Annotated in this window: 10 protein-coding genes; all 10 read right to left on the bottom strand. The window is 36.2% G+C overall.

Translation table 11 applies throughout. From position 1 onward, the window contains the following. Positions 1-114: 114 nt before the first annotated feature. Positions 115-996, bottom strand: a complete 882-nt coding sequence (locus tag ACODSB_RS06035; protein ID WP_488936373.1) for a sugar phosphate isomerase/epimerase family protein — start codon at positions 994-996, stop codon at positions 115-117. A gap of 256 nt (positions 997-1,252) precedes the next feature. Continuing rightward, on the bottom strand, positions 1,253-2,398 hold the full coding sequence (locus ACODSB_RS06030; protein WP_488936372.1) for a sialidase family protein: 1,146 nt from the start codon (positions 2,396-2,398) through the stop codon (positions 1,253-1,255). A 143-nt stretch (positions 2,399-2,541) separates the two neighbouring features. Beyond that, the gene (locus ACODSB_RS06025; RefSeq protein ID WP_488936371.1) at positions 2,542-5,292 is read right to left on the bottom strand and encodes a glycoside hydrolase family 78 protein; all 2,751 of its coding nucleotides are present in this window, start codon (positions 5,290-5,292) and stop codon (positions 2,542-2,544) included. Positions 5,293-5,443: 151 nt separating this feature from the next. Beyond that, positions 5,444-7,012: an MGH1-like glycoside hydrolase domain-containing protein gene (locus ACODSB_RS06020; RefSeq protein WP_488936370.1), complete on the bottom strand. Its 1,569-nt coding sequence runs from the start codon at positions 7,010-7,012 to the stop codon at positions 5,444-5,446. Positions 7,013-7,290: 278 nt separating this feature from the next. Further along, positions 7,291-9,741 (bottom strand): glycoside hydrolase family 95 protein, encoded by a 2,451-nt coding sequence (locus tag ACODSB_RS06015; protein ID WP_488936369.1) that lies wholly within the window; start codon positions 9,739-9,741, stop codon positions 7,291-7,293. A gap of 229 nt (positions 9,742-9,970) precedes the next feature. Beyond that, positions 9,971-11,389 carry an acetylxylan esterase gene (locus tag ACODSB_RS06010; protein ID WP_488936368.1) on the bottom strand — a complete coding sequence of 473 codons (1,419 nt, stop codon included), beginning with the start codon at positions 11,387-11,389 and terminating at the stop codon, positions 9,971-9,973. A 271-nt stretch (positions 11,390-11,660) separates the two neighbouring features. Then, positions 11,661-14,432, bottom strand: coding sequence for a glycoside hydrolase family 78 protein (locus ACODSB_RS06005; protein ID WP_488936367.1), 2,772 nt, complete (start codon positions 14,430-14,432; stop codon positions 11,661-11,663). Between the two features lie 320 nt (positions 14,433-14,752). Next, positions 14,753-16,615 (bottom strand): six-hairpin glycosidase, encoded by a 1,863-nt coding sequence (locus ACODSB_RS06000; RefSeq protein WP_488936366.1) that lies wholly within the window; start codon positions 16,613-16,615, stop codon positions 14,753-14,755. A 177-nt stretch (positions 16,616-16,792) separates the two neighbouring features. Further along, positions 16,793-17,710 carry a glycoside hydrolase family 43 protein gene (locus ACODSB_RS05995; RefSeq protein WP_488936365.1) on the bottom strand — a complete coding sequence of 306 codons (918 nt, stop codon included), beginning with the start codon at positions 17,708-17,710 and terminating at the stop codon, positions 16,793-16,795. A 104-nt stretch (positions 17,711-17,814) separates the two neighbouring features. Then, positions 17,815-19,383 carry a glycoside hydrolase family 28 protein gene (locus ACODSB_RS05990; protein ID WP_488936364.1) on the bottom strand — a complete coding sequence of 523 codons (1,569 nt, stop codon included), beginning with the start codon at positions 19,381-19,383 and terminating at the stop codon, positions 17,815-17,817. Positions 19,384-19,592 lie beyond the last annotated feature (209 nt).

The following is a 19,592-nucleotide window of genomic DNA, read 5'->3' as shown; positions in this document are numbered from 1 at the left end:
CGCAGATCAGGCAGATCTAAGCAGATTATTTTTTGATTTTTTTGCCACAGATTAAAAAGATTTCCACAGATTAAAAAATCATTTTAATCCTTTTAATCTGTGGCTATAATAAAATTAATTCTGAAAAATTTTCTTCAAATAAGCTACGTTGGCTCCGTAATTAGCTTTTACATTATGCACTTGTGTTACGTCACGTGAACGCTCTACAATTAGCCATCCGATCCATTTCATTTCGTCCAAAGTTTGTTTGATTTTTGGCATGTCGATCGCTTTGTCATTTTCTAACCAAAATTGATCCGTATTCGAAGCATGAATTTGTGCTAAATATTTCTTTCCTAATATTTTCAATTCCGATGAAATATCTCTTTTATTATCTAAAGCATTGGCAAAATTGAAAGAACTTTTAATGTATTTTGAACCGACTTCCTCTAAAAGCTTTTTCTCTTCAGTCGCGCTTAAAGAAGTTTCGATTGCGATAACCCCGCCAATTTTCCCCACTTCTTTTCCTGCCCATTGCAGTCTTTTAATCACTTCTGGACGTAATTCAGGATTTTTAACCAAATCCGTTTGTGTTCCTAATGGAAGATAAGCCACCTTTACTTTCATGTTTTTCATAGCCTGAATACAATCCGTAATCATTGGGGTAATTTCTCTTGTAGCAAAAGACTGTGCATAAAATCCTGACATGGCAATAGAACTGATTCCAACGTCTGTTTCTTTCGATTTATCTAAAAACTTTTGTCTTTCTACAGGATCGCCTAATTTGCTGTCAAAAGTTGGTCTAGTTCCTAAACCTCCCATATCCAGTTCGATTCCGTCCGCTTTTAATTCAGCAGCTAAACCAAAAGCACCTAATTTTTGTCTTTTTAAAATCATCCAGTCGCAAACTGCCACTTTGTATTTTTGCCTTTTGGAAGACTGAGCCGTTGCACAACTGTTGAATGTTGTCGAAATAACAACAAGCATTGCAATTAATAAATTTCTTTTAGATTTCATGCTTATATTTTTTTTGCCACAGATTATAAAGATTAAATAGATTAAAAAAAAAATCTGCTCGATCTGCTATCCCGATAGCTATCGGGAGCGTGAAAAAAATTACTCTCGCAGATTTTAGAGATTAACTAGAATAAAAAATCATTTTAATCCTTTTAATCTGTGGCTTTATATTTTTTGCCTCGAATTGCACCAATTTTCACGAATTAATATTTAAAAAAATTTGTGGAAATTAGTGAAATTCGTGGCGAACTTTTCTTTACTCTTCTTCCGCTTTTACTGCTGTAACCACTTTGTTTTCGTCGCCCGGCCAGATTCCGTTTTTAATTGGAAGTGCCACCAGTTTACTTGGATCAATTTTTACATATTTCAGTTTTTCTCTTCTCCAAGTGTAAACAATATGAACCATTCCGTCAGAACTTTGAATTATGGATGGATAAGAATATTGACTGATTTTTGAATCTTCTAAAACTAAAGCCGCGTTCCAATTTATACCGTCTTTAGAAACCGAAACATTCAAAGGTGTTCTTGGCCCTTTTGCTTCTTTTCCCGGAGGAAGAACATGATTGTAAACTAATAAATGTCTGACATCTTTAAGTGTTACAGCATCTGTTCCTGAGTTGTTATTTGGAAGTCCGATTAACTCAACATCTGACCATGTTTTTCCGTTATCTTTTGAGAATGTACTGAAAATAGCTCTGTTTCGAGTTCTTCCAATGGCTTGAATACTTCCGTCTTTATGGAATAAAATACTTGGCTGAATCGCATTGATTTTTTGTTTTCCTCTTGGGAGTGTATCACCCATTACCCAGGTTTTTCCGAAATCCGGAGTAGATTCCATACGAAGTCTCCAGCCATCGCCTTCAATACTTGACGGACATAATAATGTTCCGTTGCTTAATAAAACAGGTTTGTTTTTGATTGGCCCTAAGAAACCGTCTGGCATTTTTTGCGCCTCTGACCAAGTTTTTCCGCCATCAGATGAAGTTCTGATTACGCCCCACCATTCAGATGGTTTTGGCCCAATTTTGTAGAATAATATTAAATCACCGCCCGGAATTTGATATAAAACCGGATTCCATGTAGGTAATCTCGGTCCCTCTTTCATCACGCCATCGGCTACTTTTACGCCTTCGCCCCATTTATCGCTTCCTTTAGGTTTGATTGCTACATAAATGCAGACATCAGGATTTCTTTCTGCAGTTCCTCCAAACCAAGATGAAACTAAATCGCCATTTGTTGCTTCGACAATTGTAACGGCGTGGCAAGACGGATAAGGCGCTTTATCATAAATAAATTCATCTACCAAAATCCCCTCTTTCCAGGTCTTTTTTTCTAAAGCCGACTTACAACTTCCTAAAAGGAAAAGTCCAAACAAGACAAATGTCAATTTTATTATTCGCATTTTTAATTTTATTATGAATTAAAATTTTTGATTATAAATACATTACTAATAATTTTTCGCACAAAATTATTTAATAAATGTAAAAATGACACTAAAAAATTAAAGATGTATCCTGTACTGTCCCGAATTATTGAAAATGCTGACTATTTAACGTTTAAAATATAAGAACCTGATGAAAGTGTAATAACTAGATTACTTTTTTCTGTTTTATAAGAATGCGAAGTTTTATCTAATTTTTGTTTATCAATTGAAACAGCCGAAATCTCATTTGTTGGAAGATAAACAACAGCAGAAGTATTTGCCGGAATGGTAATATTCCAAACCAAAGCTTTTTTGTCTTTTTTCCAATCGCTTTTAATTGTTCCATAAATCGATTCGTAAGAAGCATTTACATAAGTCAATCCCGTATTAAAATCTGGTTTCATGATAATTTGCTTAAAACCGGGAGTTTGAGGATTGCTCTTGATTCCCGCCATATTTTCGTAATACCAAATCAATAAATCACCTAAAAGCATTACGTGATTTTGAGAATTCATAGCAGGATCAGCAGTGTTTCCGTTCCAAAGTTCCCAAATTGTTGTCGCTCCGTTTTCAACCATATAACCCCAACTTGGATACGTTTTGTTTGATGCCAATTTAAAAGCCAAATCTCCACGACCAAAATTGGTTAAGGTTCTCATTAAAAACTGTGTTCCAATAACGCCTGTACTTACGTGACCGTTTTTTGTCACTTCTACTTCATGCACTAGATTTTCAAAGACTTTTTGCTGTAATTCTTCTGGAACCATTCCGAATGTCAAAGGCAGTAAATTGGCTGTTACTGTATTATTGGCATAATTATTTTTGGCTGAGTTAAAATATTTAGCGTTAAATGCTTTTTTAATTCTTATAGCCAATTCATCATAATGTTTAATATCATTCTGAGCATTGGCGATTACAGCAAACTTTTTCATGATATTTAGAAGCTGATAATAAAAAGCACTCGAAATTAGTTCGCCATCTGTTAAACGAGAAGGATCTTTTGAACGGATTAATTCCAACGATTCTGGTGGAACACACCAATCACCGTATTTATCTTTGGTCATAATATCATCAACCAAATAGTTTTCTTCCATATAATCCATCCATTTTTTCATAGACGGATATTGTTTTTCTACCACTTTTTTATCGCCAAATTGCTGATACAGCATATCAGCAACTGTAATATACGTTCCCGGCCAAGTTACATTATCCCCATAATAACGCCAGAAAGCAGGCGCGACATCTGGAATTCCGCCATCGATGGTTTGGGCATTTTTAATATCATCTAACCATTTCGCATACAAAGTCTGATTATCGAATAAGAAACTTTCTCCATAAGCTCCCGTTGTTCTGTCTCCCAACCAAGGCTGACGCTCATTTCTCTGTGGACAATCGATTGGCATTCCTTTATAATTTCCGCTGATTCCCCACCAAGCATTTTTAAAAATCTGATTCATTATAGCGTTTGAAGAATCAAAAGTTCCCGTTGTTGTAATATCATCGTAAACGACTTTTCCAACGAAATTATCTAAAGTAGGTTTGGTTTTGAAACCCGAAATTTCTACAAATCGGAATCCGTGAAAAATAAAACGAGGTTCCCAAACTTCTTCGCCTTCACCATTTAAAGTATAAATATCAGTTGTTTTGGCATCGCGCAGATTGGCAATATATAATGAACCGTCAGGCTGTAAAGATTCCGCAAATTTCATCGTGATTTTATCGCCCGCATTTCCTTTCACTTTCAATTGCAGCCAACCCACCATATTTTGTCCCATATCTAAGATATAAGTTCCTTTTGATGTCTGTTTAATCGAAATCGGTTTTACTTCACGTTTTACCTTCATATTTGCCGACATCTGCCCTTCATAGAATCCGCCCGGTTCTTGCACATATTCTGCTAAAAGCCATTTTTTATCATCAAAATTAATAGTATTCCAGCCTTTCATTCCTTTACGGGCATCGTATTCCTCACCGTCGTATTCGTTGTTTGATAATATCGGACCATCTGTAGTAATTTTCCAAGTATCATCTGTCCTTATTACGTCTTTGCTTCCATCTGTATATTCTACAAACAACTGCAGAGCCATTTTCGGATAGCCAAATGTTTTGATTTTATACGGTTTATAATCTTGACGCATCGTAAAAAAACGTCCGTTTCCTAAAATAGTTCCCAATGCATTTTTTCCTTCTTTCAATTGCGAAGTCACATCAAAAACATTGTATTTTACATTCTTCGTATAATCCGTAGGAACCGGAGCTAAAACCTGATCGCCAATTTTATTTCCGTTAATGTATAGCTCGTACAAACCCATTCCCATGATATAAACTTTAGCACTTTTGACTTTCTTTTTTAAGTCAATTTCTTTTCTTAAATATCTCGCTGATAATCTCGAATACTGCGAAATACTATCTCCCGGAGAAGCTTTTTCATACCCAATCCATCGTGTCGATTTCCAATCGGCATACGTTAAAATTCCAATGCTGAAATGTGCCGTTTCTGTCGATTTTACTTCGCCTTTATTGGTGAAAACCGTTACTTTCCAATAAACGTCTTGTCGGTCTTTTAGTTTTTTTCCGTTGTAAATTACATTAATAGATTCGTCGCTTTGTACTTTCCCGCTATCCCATAAATCTGCATTTCCAGCATTTAGTTTCTCTAAAGATGAAGAGGCTAAAATTTGATAATGAGTTTGTTTTACATCGTTTACACTTGCTTTTATTTTCCAGCTCAATCTTGGCTGTAAAACGTCAATTCCTTCTGGATTTGCCAGCATTTCGCATTTTAAATCACTCACAATGATTTTGTTTTGGGCTTTCGCCGAAAATGTGCAAAGTGAAATGATTAAGGTAAGATGTAAAAAAAACTTTTTCATGATATTATTTTAAGCGTAATGTAATATGCTGGTGATTTTTGGCCACTGATTTTACTGATTTAAACTGGTGCACACAGATTTTTTTTGTCTCAACTAGATTAAAACATTAGCGCAAACCTGTTTAATCCGTCAAACCCGTGGGCTAAAAATTTTACTCAGAAATCACACGCTCCAATTTCTCAGAAGTCGCAATTTCCTTCCCGTTTTTAAAGATCCTGAAACCTTTTCCTTTTTTATATTTTTCTCCTGTTTTATCCCAAAGAATCGTGATAATATTGCCATGATACAAAACATTATCCAGACAAAACCAATCCCATTTTTCTTGAGGAATCAACGGATTTACTTCTATTTTTTCATCAACTCTCGGACGTAAACCAACCAAACCGGTAATTACCAAATCGTTGAAAGTCGAATGATTATAATAACGGCTGCGTTCTCTGTCGCCCATTAACCAATAACCCGTTGTTTCGTCTAAATATTCTCCTAAATAGGGTTTTCCGCGGTAATATTGCGATTGCACATACAAATCCATTTGCTTGAAATAATCCGTCTTGGCAACAAAATTCTGATTGTAATTATTCAAAACATTGGCTAAAGCTGTTAACGTCTGCGAACTTGCAAATGGCCAGATCGCACCGTCCCATTCGCAGGTTCCGGTTCCGTGTGTTCTAAAACGTGGACTTCTTCTTTCTGCCGTTGTCAAACCAAACGGAGCCGAAAATCCTTTTTCGTCCTTAATTTGCTCCCAGGCTTTTTCAAAACCTTTTCCTTTTTCAGGAAGATTAAAATACCACGGAATAAATCCGATGGCTTCTCGAACCTGAGCCAATGTATCTTTTTCTGTGAGAGTTTCAAAAAACTCGCTTTTTGGATTCCATAATTTGGTTTCCACTAATTGCTGTAAAACAGCAGCTCTAGCTTTGAACACTATTTCTCCTGCTTTATCGCCTTTCATAGCCGCTATTTTAGACAACGCTACTGCATTTCCAAACATATAACTGTTAATTGTTGGGCGGGCATTTCTAAGTTTTCTAGCTCCGCTAAGCGATTCTTCCATTCCGTCTTTTACATCAAATTGCCAAAACAAACCATCTTTTCGTTGTCTGTCTTCTTCCCAAGCAATATATTCTGCAAATAAATCAGGATACATATCCAATAAAAACTTTTCGTCTTTATTTACTAAATATCTATTATACAAAGCATCAGCCGTCCAACTGCTAAAAGTTCGCAATTTTTTCATTGGTTTACCATCATTCCCTCTAAACCATAAATGAACATCCTGCTCAATATACTGCGGATCATGAACCCATCTGAATTCGTTAATATGATGCCCCAAAGCACAGCTGATCATATTGTATTTATCGGCATACGAACGATCAACCAAAAACTCTGTAATTGCAAATCCCTGCGGTGTATTTTTAATGTGTTTTCTAACGCTCCACCATCTGAAATAATAGATTTCCTCAAAATTCTGCTGCGGACATTCAAACAACGGAATATTCTTTTCCATCCAAGTCCAAGCACTGTCATTCGGAATCGCAAATTTCAAATTCTCATCTTCCATCGTGTTGAAATAATCCACATAATGTTTGAAGTTTTTTTCTTTTAAAATCACTGCTTTTCCACTTTGAGAATGTGACACTCCCGATTTACAACCGCTGTTTATACAAGCAATTACGATTGAAAGTGTTATTATTTTATGTTTGAAATGTTGTAACATATTCTAATTATTATTTTTAAAACTAATTCTTTGGGCGTGTCCCTTCGGGTCGTGCTGTCCGTTCCCGCTTCCCGATGAAAAATCGGGAGAGCTCCACTTCCATCACTCACGCAAGAGACCTTTACGCTTTCCCACTCCTGCAAGGTTTCAAAAACCTTGTAGGTGTCTTATTTTTAATCGCCGAGTTTATCATTTATACCTACAAGGTTTTAGAAACCTTGCAGGAACGTCCTAAACTTTATATTTCCTTATATCACTTATATGGTTTTAAAATATTTTTAATTCCCAGTAAAAGTATAAGTCTGCCCTGCTTTCATATTCACATCATAAGTATTATAATTTGGCAATTGGACTTTAGGCAATTTTGTTTCTTTAGAAATAATCGGTTTCTTCACTTCCACATCATAAAACAACGGATTTGAATTTTTCCCTTTTGCTTTTTTAAGCGAAGAACCTTTCAACGTATTTTCAACTTTCAATCTACAATTTCCTCCAATTTTCGAATAAATTTTCAACTCCGAAACTTTATTATTTTTCCAAGTCATATCAATTACAAAACCGCCTCTGGCAACCAAACCTTTTATACTTCCGTCTTTCCAAACATTTGGTAATGCCGGCAATAAATGAATCGCATCTTCCTGACTCTGCATCAGCATTTCGGCAAAACCGGCTGTGCATCCAAAGTTACCATCAATTTGAAATGGCTGATGCGCATCTAACATATTCGGATACGTTCCGCCTCCTTTTCTCTGGTCAGCTGTAACCAAATGCAATTGATCCTGAATTAATTTATAAGCGTGATTTCCGTCTAATAATCTCGCCCATAAATTCACTTTCCATCCCATTGACCAGCCTGTCGATTCATCTGTTCTGTAAATTAACGATTGTTTCGCGGCTTCAAATAATTCAGGCGTTTTAATTGGCGAAATCTGATTACTCGGATACAATCCGTACAAATGCGAAACGTGTCTGTGATTGTCTTTCGGATTATCCCAATCGTCCTGCCATTCCTGCAACTGATTGTGTTTACCCACTTTCATTGGAGGCATTTTTGCCAAAGCATCACTCACTTTTTTCGTATAAGCTGCATCTGGAGAAACTAAAGCCGAAGCTTCCATAACATGCGTAAACAAATCAAAAACCAGCTGATTATCCATTGTCGTTCCCGATGCAATTGTTGCTTTTCCAGTTCCGCCTGCATGTGTGTTTTCAGGAGAACTTGACGGAACAACTACTAAATATTTTGTGTTAGGATCTATCACCATAAAATCAAGGAAGAAATCTGCTGCGCCTTTCATGATCGGATAAATTTCAGCCAAATATTTTTTATCTCCCGTATATAAATATCTTTCCCATAAATCCTGACAAACCCAAGCACCGCCAGTCGGCCACATTCCCGAAGCAGCTGCATCTACCGGAGCAGTAACACGCCAGATATCGGTATTGTGGTGCAAAACCCAACCATTGGCATTGTACATCGTTTTAGCCGTTTCTGCTCCAGTAACGCTTAATTCTTTTGCCATTTGCACAAAAGGTTCGTGCATTTCCTGTAAATTGGTTACCTGTGCCGGCCAATAATTCATTTCGGCATTGATATTTGTCGTGTATTTGCTGTCCCAAGGCGGTGTTACCATATCGTTCCAGATTCCTTGTAAATTGGCTGGCTGTCCGCCTGGCTGTGAACTTGAGATTAAAAGATAACGTCCGAACTGGAAATATAAAGCCGCCAATTGCGGATCAAATTGTTTTGAGAAATCTTTGATTCTTTCGTTTGTTGGCTGCTTCACTAAGTCATTTGAACCTAAATCTAAAGATACTCTGTTGAAGAATTTTTGATAATAATCAACGTGAGCTTTCTTAATCGTTTCAAAATCTTTTACTTCGGCTTTAGCCAAATAATCTTTGCTTTTTGCAATTTCATCCCCTGATATATCCTTATAGTTTTTGAAGTTCGTAGCGATCGAAATATATAAAGTCACTTCATCAGCTTTATTAATGCTTAAAACTCCGTTACTGACATCAATTTCACCGCCTTTATTCTTAGCAGTAAGTCTTCCCTGAAACTTTACTTTTCCTTTTACGCCTTCAAAGTTAGTCCCAACTCCCGAAAGTATGATCTGGTTTCCTTCTGTCGAAGCGACTGTTTTATCAATTGGACTGTTCATAAAAACATTACAAGTAATCTGTCCCGGCTGACTTGCAGAAAGTTTTATTACAATTACCTGATCTGAAAATGCGGTTAGAATTTCTCGTGTAAATTCAACACCGTTTACTTTGTATTTTACTTTCGCCGTAGCGTTGCTGATATCTAAATCACGGTAATAATCGGTATATTTTTGATGTCCAGCAAACGAAATATAAACACTTCCGAAAGTCTGGTACGGCATTCCGTCATTTGTCTGCGACATGATATCCTGAGTCGCTAAATCCTGCGCTTCATCAAACTTACCGTCAAAAATTAATTGACGAACAATTGGAAGTGCTTTAATAGACTTATTATGCGCATTACTGTTTGGAGAACCTGCCCAAATCGTTTCTTCGTTCAACTGCAAACGTTCTACTGCCGGATCACCAAAAACCATGGCCCCAAAACGTCCGTTACCTAAAGGCAATGCTTCGTTCCAGATTGCAGCTGGTTTATCGTACCATAATTTTAGGTCGTTTTGAGCTGTTGCTGTTAAGGAAAAAATTCCAAAACAGATTGCCGTTATTTTAATTTTTAACTTCATAGTATATTTTTTTTTCGCCGCGAATTACACGAATTTGCTCTAATTATTCTTTGTGTTTTATTTCTCTAATTTATTTGCCACTGATTAAAGGATTTCCACTGATTAAAAATCTGCTAGATCTGCTAAATCTGCGTGAAAAATTTACTCTCGCAGATTTTGCAGATTAAAGAGATAAAAAAATCCTTTTAATCCTTTTAATCTGTGGCAAAAAAAAATCGTGAATTCGTGGCTATTTCTTAACCTCGTAAACTTTCAGATTTTTTTCTCCGAACATTTCATATAATTTGTTGATGTCTTTTAAAGCATTTTTCGGCAGTTTTTCACCTTTATCTCCAAAGACAAGCAGCTTTTCTTTTGGTTCAATCACACAAGTCGATTCGTCGATTTCGCCTTTGTCGTTTTTCACTTTATTCAAATCTAAACCTAAATATTTCGCCATAAACGGATACAAAGCCATACGTTTTGAAACTCCAAAATCATGTCCTTCTTTGGCAAAATGAGCATTTTCTACTAAATCCTTCTTTCCGTACAATTCATACGTTCTCTGGATAAAAGGAAATTCCAATTCCGGAACCGCCAATGTCCAGTCTTTTCCATCCGAAACAATCAATTGCGGTTTTGGCGCCATCATTGCAGAGATTTCGGCATTGTTTGTTCCGTTTCCACATAAGTGAATACCGCGTCCGCTTTCACATGGGCAACCGCCTGAAAAATGAGAAGAAACCATCACAACCGGAGCAGAAACTTTTACTCTATCATCAATCGCTCCTAAAAACATGGTATGAGATCCTCCGCCAGAACCGCCTGTAACACCAACTCTTGACATATCGGCATTTTTTACCGTTGCTAAATAATCCAGAAAACGAATTCCCGTTAAAACCTGAACCGTCGATGCAATACTGTTTCTATGCGTTTCTTCCGGAAATTGAAGCAACGATTCTCCCCAAGCAAATAAATCATAACCCACTACAATTGCTCCCATTTTGGCCATCATAGCACAACGATATTGTTCGTCTTTTCTATATCTTCCGTCACCAAAATGTCCGTCAGGAGTTAAAATGACTGCTGCTTTTTTATTTAACGGATACGGTTTGTAAATCGATCCTGTCGCATAAACGCCTGGCAGAATTTCTAAAGCAATATTTTCTACGCTGTAATCTTTATAAATTCTTTTTGGAGTTAAAAGTGGTTTAGATTTTGGCATTGGGGGAGCCTTTTCTAATCCAAATGAGGTTATCATACAAGCTTTTAACTCCGTTTTGCGTTTTTCCCATTCTTCTTTGATCGAATAAAGGCTTTCTAAGTAAAATAAGCGTTCTTTTCCTTTATCTAACGAAACTTTATGGTTTTCATATTTACGAATAATGTAGGTTCCATCGGGTTGTTTAAAATACATCAATTCAAACGGCGCTAGAATATTAGTCAGCGAAAGCGGTAAATTTCCAGGTTCAATTCTCCAATCGGCATAATCGAGTTCTTTTCCTTTTAATAAACCTCTGTCATCGTTGATCGTTACGTTAAAAACGGTTTCTATTTTCTTTAGAGTTTCTGAAACCGGTTTTCTAAAATTAGTATCAGAAGTGCTTTGTGCATTCGCAAATGTCAAAGCAAAAATGGAAACTATAAAGATGTATTTTAAATTTTTCATTTTGATATTGTTGTATATTGGACCGCGGATGACACGGATTCGCTATCGCGAAAACGCTGATTTACACGGATTTTTTTTATTCTTTTTTAATTGCCTCCTGCTTTAGCTGGAGGAAAATATTTTTGATTTCTCCATTGGCTTTAGCCTAACTTAGTCGTTTGGCTAAAGCCCTTTAACTTATCTTATTTTGAACCTCCAGCTAAAGCTGGAGGCAATTAATTTTTTCTGTTTTTTTCGAGTTTAATTACAATTCAAAACTCATAACTCAAAATTACAATTGGCATTCTATTATATAAATTCCAGATCCTAATTCTAAAACAGGTTTTTGTGTTTTCTCATTAAAATCTGTCTTTATCACTTTTTTATCGATTCTTATTTCTGAATTTTTAGAAACAGGCAATTTTATTGTCGCTGTTGTATTAACCGGAATTTGAACCGTCAGAATAAATTTGCCGTCTTTCTTTTCCCAAGAAGAAGCAATTTTTCCGTAAACCGATTGATAATCCGCTTTCGCGAAAGTCATATCGCCAACCACTTCCGGCTGAATGAAGAAATGTTTGAATCCAGGTTTTTCAGGATCGGACATAATTCCGGCCAAGCTTTGGTAAAACCATTCTTCGATTTGTCCTAACATAAAGTGATTCCATGAATTTCCTTTTCTTGGATCCCATTGTTCGGTTAAAGTGGTCAGGCCAAATTTAATCTGAAAACCATAACCCGGCGCATCATAATGATTGTGCATTCTGTACATGGTTTCGTTTTCGCCATTTCTTGCCAAAGCTTGAAACAAATAACGGTTTCCAACATCTCCCGTTGTTAAACGATCGCCTTTTGCTGCAATATCAGCTAATAAATTCTGCATTACAGCCTCTTTGTACTGAGGTTCTACGATATTCATAAAAATCGGTACAGCATTACTAAACTGACTATTTTTTCCGTATTGTTTAGTCTCAGCATTAAAAAACTTCTCGTTGAAAGCCATTTTAATCTCAGAAGCCAATGTTTCGTACTTTTCAATATCTTCTGTTTTACCTAATAATTTAGCTGCTTTTGCGACTAAATAAGCTCCATAATAGTAATGCGAAGTCGCAGAAAGCGCAATCGGACTATTTTTAGAATATCCTGCAGCATGTGTTCCATAATCGTACCAATCGCCTAATCCGTGCGAAACGATATGATTTTCGGCTTTTGTTCCCAGATAATCCACATAGTTTTTCATTACAGGAAAATATTTTTCTAATAACGAAGCGTCTCCGTAATATTCATAATACATCCAAGGCAGAATCACGCCTGTTACGCCCCATTCTGGAGAATCGGTAAAATCACCTCCGAAAACCACATATTCGGGAACAATTGTCGGGATCAGACCATTATCACGCTGTGAATCTGAAATGTTCTGCATTAATGCCGGGATGTAATTTTCCAAATTATAATTGAACATTAAACCCGGACCATTCAGCTGAATTTCTTCCAACCATCCTAACTTTTCACGCTGCGGACAATCGGTAAAAACACTTTGAAAATTACTTTTTATCGAATTATTAATCAGTTCGTGTGTTTTATTGAAAATTTCATTCGAACAAGCGAAACTTCCTGCTTCTCCTGCCGAATTATAAATGAAATTCGATTTTAAATCAACCAAAGTTGGAAGCTCTTTATTCTTATCTTCTTTGTAATTAATGTTTTCAATTTGAACATATTGATAACCGTAGAAACTGAATTTTGGCGTCCATTCTTCCACTCCATCGCCTTTTAAAGTATAATCGTAATAGTATGGTTTTCCTGATCTTCCCTGCGCGATCGTGCCTTCTTCATTTAAACCTTCGGCAACCCAAACACGAATTGTCTGCCTTTTTTTTCCTTTTACTTTGATGGTTGGAAATCCTGAAAGATTCTGTCCCATATCAAAAACATAGAAATTTGGTTTCAGCTCTTTTACGGTTTTAACTTCGTATTGTTTCTGAATCGTAACTGGTGTTGCTGTCTGCGGTCTAAGAACTCCTTTTGGCGCTTCCTGAATCACAACTTTTTTCCAATCCGAATCTTTAAAACCTTTACGATTCCAGCCCTTTTGCTCTAAATTAGCATTATAATCTTCTCCTCCAAAAATGCTATTGTACGTAATTGGACTTTTGCTGTATTTCCAGGTTTCATCTGATTTTATAATTTCTTCTGAACCGTCTTTGTACTTTATTTTCATTTTGAAGAACAAAGTCGGCGGACCAAAACTCACGAAGAATTTGGTATATCGTTCAGCCAATGTATTGTACATTCCGTTTCCTAAAAGAACACCAATTACGTTTTCGCCTTTTTCTAATTCTTTGGCATTTAATTCATAAACATTGTAATTAACTGTTTTATCATAATCTGTCCACAAGGGTGCAAATTCGCTGTTTCCAACTTTCTTGCTGTTAATCGTTAATTCGTAATGTCCTAAACCTGAAATGTAAATAACAGCTTCTTTGATTTCTTTTTTTACTTCGAAAGGTTTACGAAACATGATACTTCTGCGTGACAACGAATCTGAAGCATTGATAAACGAGTTCTTTTTTTCTCTGTTGAAAGTGGCTGTGTGGTAATTTCGGCCTTCCGGCAGATGACTGTCAGCTTTGGTAATGGCGCCAATCCAAACCGGATTTAAATCTGATTCTAATGAAGCGGTTCTGAAAGTGGCCGTTCTACTCCATTTAGAAATTTTGCCTGTTTGATTCCAAACTTTTACTTTCCAGAAATATTTGGTTTCATTTTTTAACGGACTTCCGCCATAAGCTATCTGCAGATTTTTATTCGAATTTATTCTTCCGCTGTTCCAGATATCACCTTCGTCATTTTTTAGTTTTTCTTCAGAAGAAGCAACCAAAATAATGTAAGCGATTTGCGATGCATTCGATTCTTTTGAAACCAACTGCCAGCTTAATCTCGGCTGATTCTGAACCACTGCTAATGGATTTTCCGCCATTTCTGTTGTTAGATTTACAGGCAAAATTTGTCCATTCGAAATGAACGTGACTAAAAGGAATACTATAATTTTAAAATACTTCATTTATTATTGTTAAGATTAGCACGCGGATGACGCAGATTTACTTCGTAAAGACGCGGATAAAACGGATTTTTTTCTGTTTAAAAATATAAAATCCGCGCAAATCTGCGTCTTCGATAGCGAATCTGTTTAATCCGCGTTCTATTTTTTTTTCGCCACGAATTCACGAATTTTCTCTAATTATTCTTTGCGTTTTATTTCTCTAATTTTTACCGAAAGCATTAATTCGATTAATTTATGACAAAAACTACGTATCGATTATAAAAATAATTCGTGAATTGCTTCGCCCGTTCGCTATCGCTCGGGTCGTGGCTATTTTTTCTTTACATTTTTTTAGTAATCAACGATTCGATATTGAATACTGCTTCTGGGATTAATTTTCCGGTTTGAGGCAGATCGTCGTAATCGTCTGTGTCTGGTGCTGTATCCGGATTAGGTGAATACCTTTGTTCGCCTGTGCGGAACATAATTCGCTCAAAACCATCTACTGGAGCATAGAAAATTCTCGTTGATTCTTTTCCATCATTTACTTTTATCGTGTACGAACGGGTTTTAACGTTTAGCTTTACATTGACTTTGTATTCTTTTCCAGCTTCGTATTTTGCAATGGTATTAAAACGAGCTCCCGTTTTTGTTTTCAATTGCCCATCCGAATCAAAAGTTAATCTTACAGCTGGTAGTCCTTGTTTGTTTTGAAATTCAACCTGCAATAAACCATGATTGTTTTGTTCTGGTTTTACGGTAAAAGTCACTTCCATTTTTTCTGCAAACGGAATAACACGTTCTGCACGAGCATAATCAAAATTGTCCTGATCTCTTAAAGTAAGCCATTTTTTACCATCTGACTTCTTTTCAATTTTAGTGGAAGCCCAAGCTAAATCATAGGTATTCCATAATTTTAATTCTTGTCCGTCTGGAAGATTGTTAAAAATGTCATTGGCATGTTCTGTAACAACCGAAGTAACAGGAACGGGAATCGACGCTACCCAAATATCTTCTTTGTTTACGCTGTAACTTACCCAAAGTTTTCCGTCAGGCGGAATTCCGTCACCTTCTGAAATACCGCGAACGTATTGAGGGCCTGCTGATTTGTAGTTGCCGCCATAACGCATTGGACTGATTTCGCCATGTACCAATAATAAATCTTTGTAATTCAATCCGTCATCACTTGTAGAAATTGCCAAAGGCCAACGGTATTCTGATGGATTATAAACAGTTGCATAACGATTATCTGATGTTTTTTGTCCCCAGATTTTGGCATTGCTGTTTACAAAACCGGGAGCACGAACGGGTGTGTATTCCCATGTTTTTCCACCGTCTTTGCTGATCGAAGTTAAAGCGTGTTTCCATAAACCCACCACATTCCCGTTTGGTAAATGATAGGAACTTAAAGCTTTATAAGGCTTTTTTAACGGAATCAATTCATCATCACGATCTGCTTCTTCAACCCATTGCTGTAAAATCAAAGGATCAGATAGAATTTCTTCGCAGGCTTTTTTTAAACCTTTGTCTTTTGCTTGTGCATAAAAGGGAAATGCCGATTTCGATTTATCCCAAGATTTATTGTATCTGATGAAATAAATTTCACCAAAACTTCCGTCTTTTTTGATTTCACGAATCACACGTCCAATTCCTTTTCCGTCGTTTGGATCATCTTTTTCATCCATTGCGATTCCGTAATACGCTAAAGCATAAAGTCGTTTGTCTTTTGAGGTATAAAAACCCATTCTCTGGTGCATAATCGCATCAAGATTTTTGGCAACACCCTCTACGCCTTCTTTTTTCCATCCGTCAGGAATATGATAAATTGGAAAAATTACTTTTGGCATTTTCCAGCTTACGCCGTCTTTTGAAGTCATAATTAAAGTCTGGCTCGGCGGAATATGTTCTCCCGCAGGATCGCTCAAATATTGCAGATAAAAAGTATCGTTCCAATACGCCATTGTAGGCTGGTGATTGTATGTCCATCCAAAACCATCTGCTTTTTCGGGATGTTCGCGGCTTGCACGCATAATTTGTGTTGTGTGAACTCCAACCGCCGGACTTAATTGTCCGTGATGATAATCGATGTTTGAGAGTGTTTTACCAACATAACGTACGGTGTCGTTTTGTGCATTTACAGCCGTACAAGTCAAAAGAATTGTGGCTGTAATAATGTTGGTTTTTATGTTTTGAAAAGTAATCATTCGTATTTTTTTTTGCCACAGATTGCACAGATTAAAAAGATTTTTTTCTGCTTGATCTGCAAAATCTGCGGGAGAAAAATTTAGTCTCGCAGATTTGGCAGATTACGCAGATTTATTTTTTTGATTATTAAATACTATAAAAATTATTTAAATCTTTGAAATCTGTGGCCTTATCTTTTATTTTTTATCAATTAATCCTTTTAAAACTTCTTCAGAGATTGTTGTGATCGTTCCGTGTTTGTGTCCTTCGGGAAGGCTTATTTTTGATGAAACATCTTCAAAATGAACAAAATCTGAAGTGCTTAAAGCTTTATAATTTTTTGAGCCGTAATTATCATAATACAACAGCCAGTTTTTACCGACTTTTACTACTGTTGGTCCTTCAGATAAATATTCTGTTAATGGCTCTGAACTCTTTTCAAACGGACCTAAAGGCGATTTTCCGAAAGCTACTTTTATGTTTCGCATGGGTCTCGTATTGTCTTTCAAAACCAAGACATAATCTTTCTTGCTTTTCTTTACAATCACACAGTCAATTACGCTGAAACCTGGATCGTAATATAATTTTGTATTTGAAAATGTTTTAAAATCTATAGTCGTTACGTAATACATTCGGTGGTTGTTTTTTTCTTCTTCAACTCCTTTTTCAAATCTAAACGGGATTGTCGATGCCCAAATAATGATGTATTCTTTTTTGACATCATCATAAAAAATCTCAGGTGCCCAAACGTTTACGACTTCCGGTTCGTTTTTCATTACCGGAATATATTCTTGTTTTGACCAATGAATTAAATCTTTTGAACTTGCATATCCAAAACCGTTTCCGCCTTTCCAGTCGGTTGTCCAAACCATGTGATACGTTCCGTCTCCTCCTTTTGTGATTGACGGGTCACGCATGATTTTACTGGCTCCAATTTCTGGTTTTAAGAATGATCCTTCTAAGCCTTTCCAGTTGTAACCGTCTTCGCTATACGCCAGATATAAACCTTCTGTTGCTGGTTCTCTAAATGACGTAAAAAGATATAAATCTTTCTTTTTCTGCGAATAACTCATCGCGAAAATGAAAAGCGTTATGATGATGAATATTTTTTTCATGTCTTGTTTTTCTTTCCTGCAAGGTTTCCAAAACCTTGTAGGTATTCTATACGCACAAATTAAACCTACAAGGTCAGAAAAAGACCTTGCAGGATTGCGTTGCGTTATTCCGTAATTGCTTTTTTATCTAAATCTTTTCCTTTTTTAACAGCTGTTATTACGTTGTTAAAAACATTGTTTTTCAGGAAAACATTCTTTGTTTCTTTTCCATTTGCTTCGATAAAAATATCGGTTGCATTAAATGGAAAATTATTGTTGATCATTGTATTTGAAACATTGTCTAATTTAATAACCGGAACGCCTTTTATTGGTGTTGAAGATCCAACATTATCTAAAATGATATTTTTTGAATCTGAAATTTTGAAAGAAGAACCAATTGTCGCATTTACTTTTACATCATGAAATTCAACATCTGTCGCCGTGCTTACTGTAAAACCTTCTTTTCCATCCATATTGATGTTAGAGAACGTGATGTTTTGAATTGGCATTTCGGTAATTCCTAAAATCTGACCCGCTTTGTTTACATTCGAAGCCGTAATATTACTCATGTGAATGTTTCTAAAAATCGGTGTTTTCTCGGTTACAGGTTCCGCTTTGGTGTCTTTATCATAAAAAAGGCTCAATACAATTGCTTCTTCTTTAATGTTTTTCATTACGATATTATCTACGCGAATATCTTCTACAACACCGCCTCTTCCGCGTGCTGCTTTAATACGAATTCCGCGGTCTGTTCCATCGAAAACACAATTTGAAATCGTAATTTTTTTGATTCCGCCCGACATTTCACTTCCAATAACAACACCGCCGTGACCGCTTAACATGGTACAATTGGTAATCGTAACATTTTCTGTTGGAACTCCATATTTACGTCCGTCTTCGTCTCTTCCTGATTTGATGGTAATACAGTCGTCTCCAACACTGATGTGACAATTTGAAATATGAACATTTTTGCAAGACGAAGGATTAATTCCGTCTGTATTTGGTGAATGCGGATTAAAAATTGTGATTCCGGTTACGGTTACATTATCGCAGAACTCCGGATTGATTGTCCAGAAAGGCGAGTTTTGAAACGTTACGCCTTCGATTAAAATATTTTTACAGCCATAAGCCTGAAAGAAAGAAGGCCTGAAAAACTTTTTGTCGATTGTTCTTTTGTAATAATCAGAATATACAATTCCTTGATTTTGTTCGTCCCACATTTTTTGGTATTTCGTTAACGGAATCGCTTCTTTTGCGGTTTCGATTCTGTAGACTTCATTCCACCATGCTTTTCCTTGTCCGTCGATTACGCCTCTTCCAGTAATGGTGATATTTTCAGCATCTTTGGCGTAAAATAATGGCAAGAATGATTTCATTACTAATCCTTCATAACGCATTTCTACATATGGGAGATAATCATCAAAATTGTCTGAAAATTTTAAAAGTGCACCAGAATCTAAATGAATGGTGATGTTGCTTTTCAATTTTAAAGCTCCTGTTAAATATTCTCCGGCAGGAAAAAAAATTGTTCCGCCACTGTTTTTAGATGCTTTTTCTATTGCATTCTGAATGGCTTCGGTGCATTTTATTCCTTTGTTGTTTCCTCCTTCGTTTAGGATGTTTAACCAGCCGTCGTTTGCTAGAGCGGTGTTTAATCCTGTTATGAGGCAGAGAATTATTAGTATGTTTTTCATAAGTTATATTTTTTTGTTCTCTCGCAGATTTGGCAGATTGTGCAGATTTATTTTTTTGCCACTGATTTCACAGATTAAAATGATTTTTTATCTGCTTGATCTGCAAAATCTGCGAGAGTTTTTATTCTCATTTTGTCATTGCGAGGAACGAAGCAACCACATTTACAAGATCAAATTTTGTGGTTTATGTTAGTGAGGTTGCTTCGTTC

It is taken from the genome of Flavobacterium sp. FG68, assembly GCF_057808895.1.
This window is presented reverse-complemented; position numbering and strand designations above follow the sequence as displayed.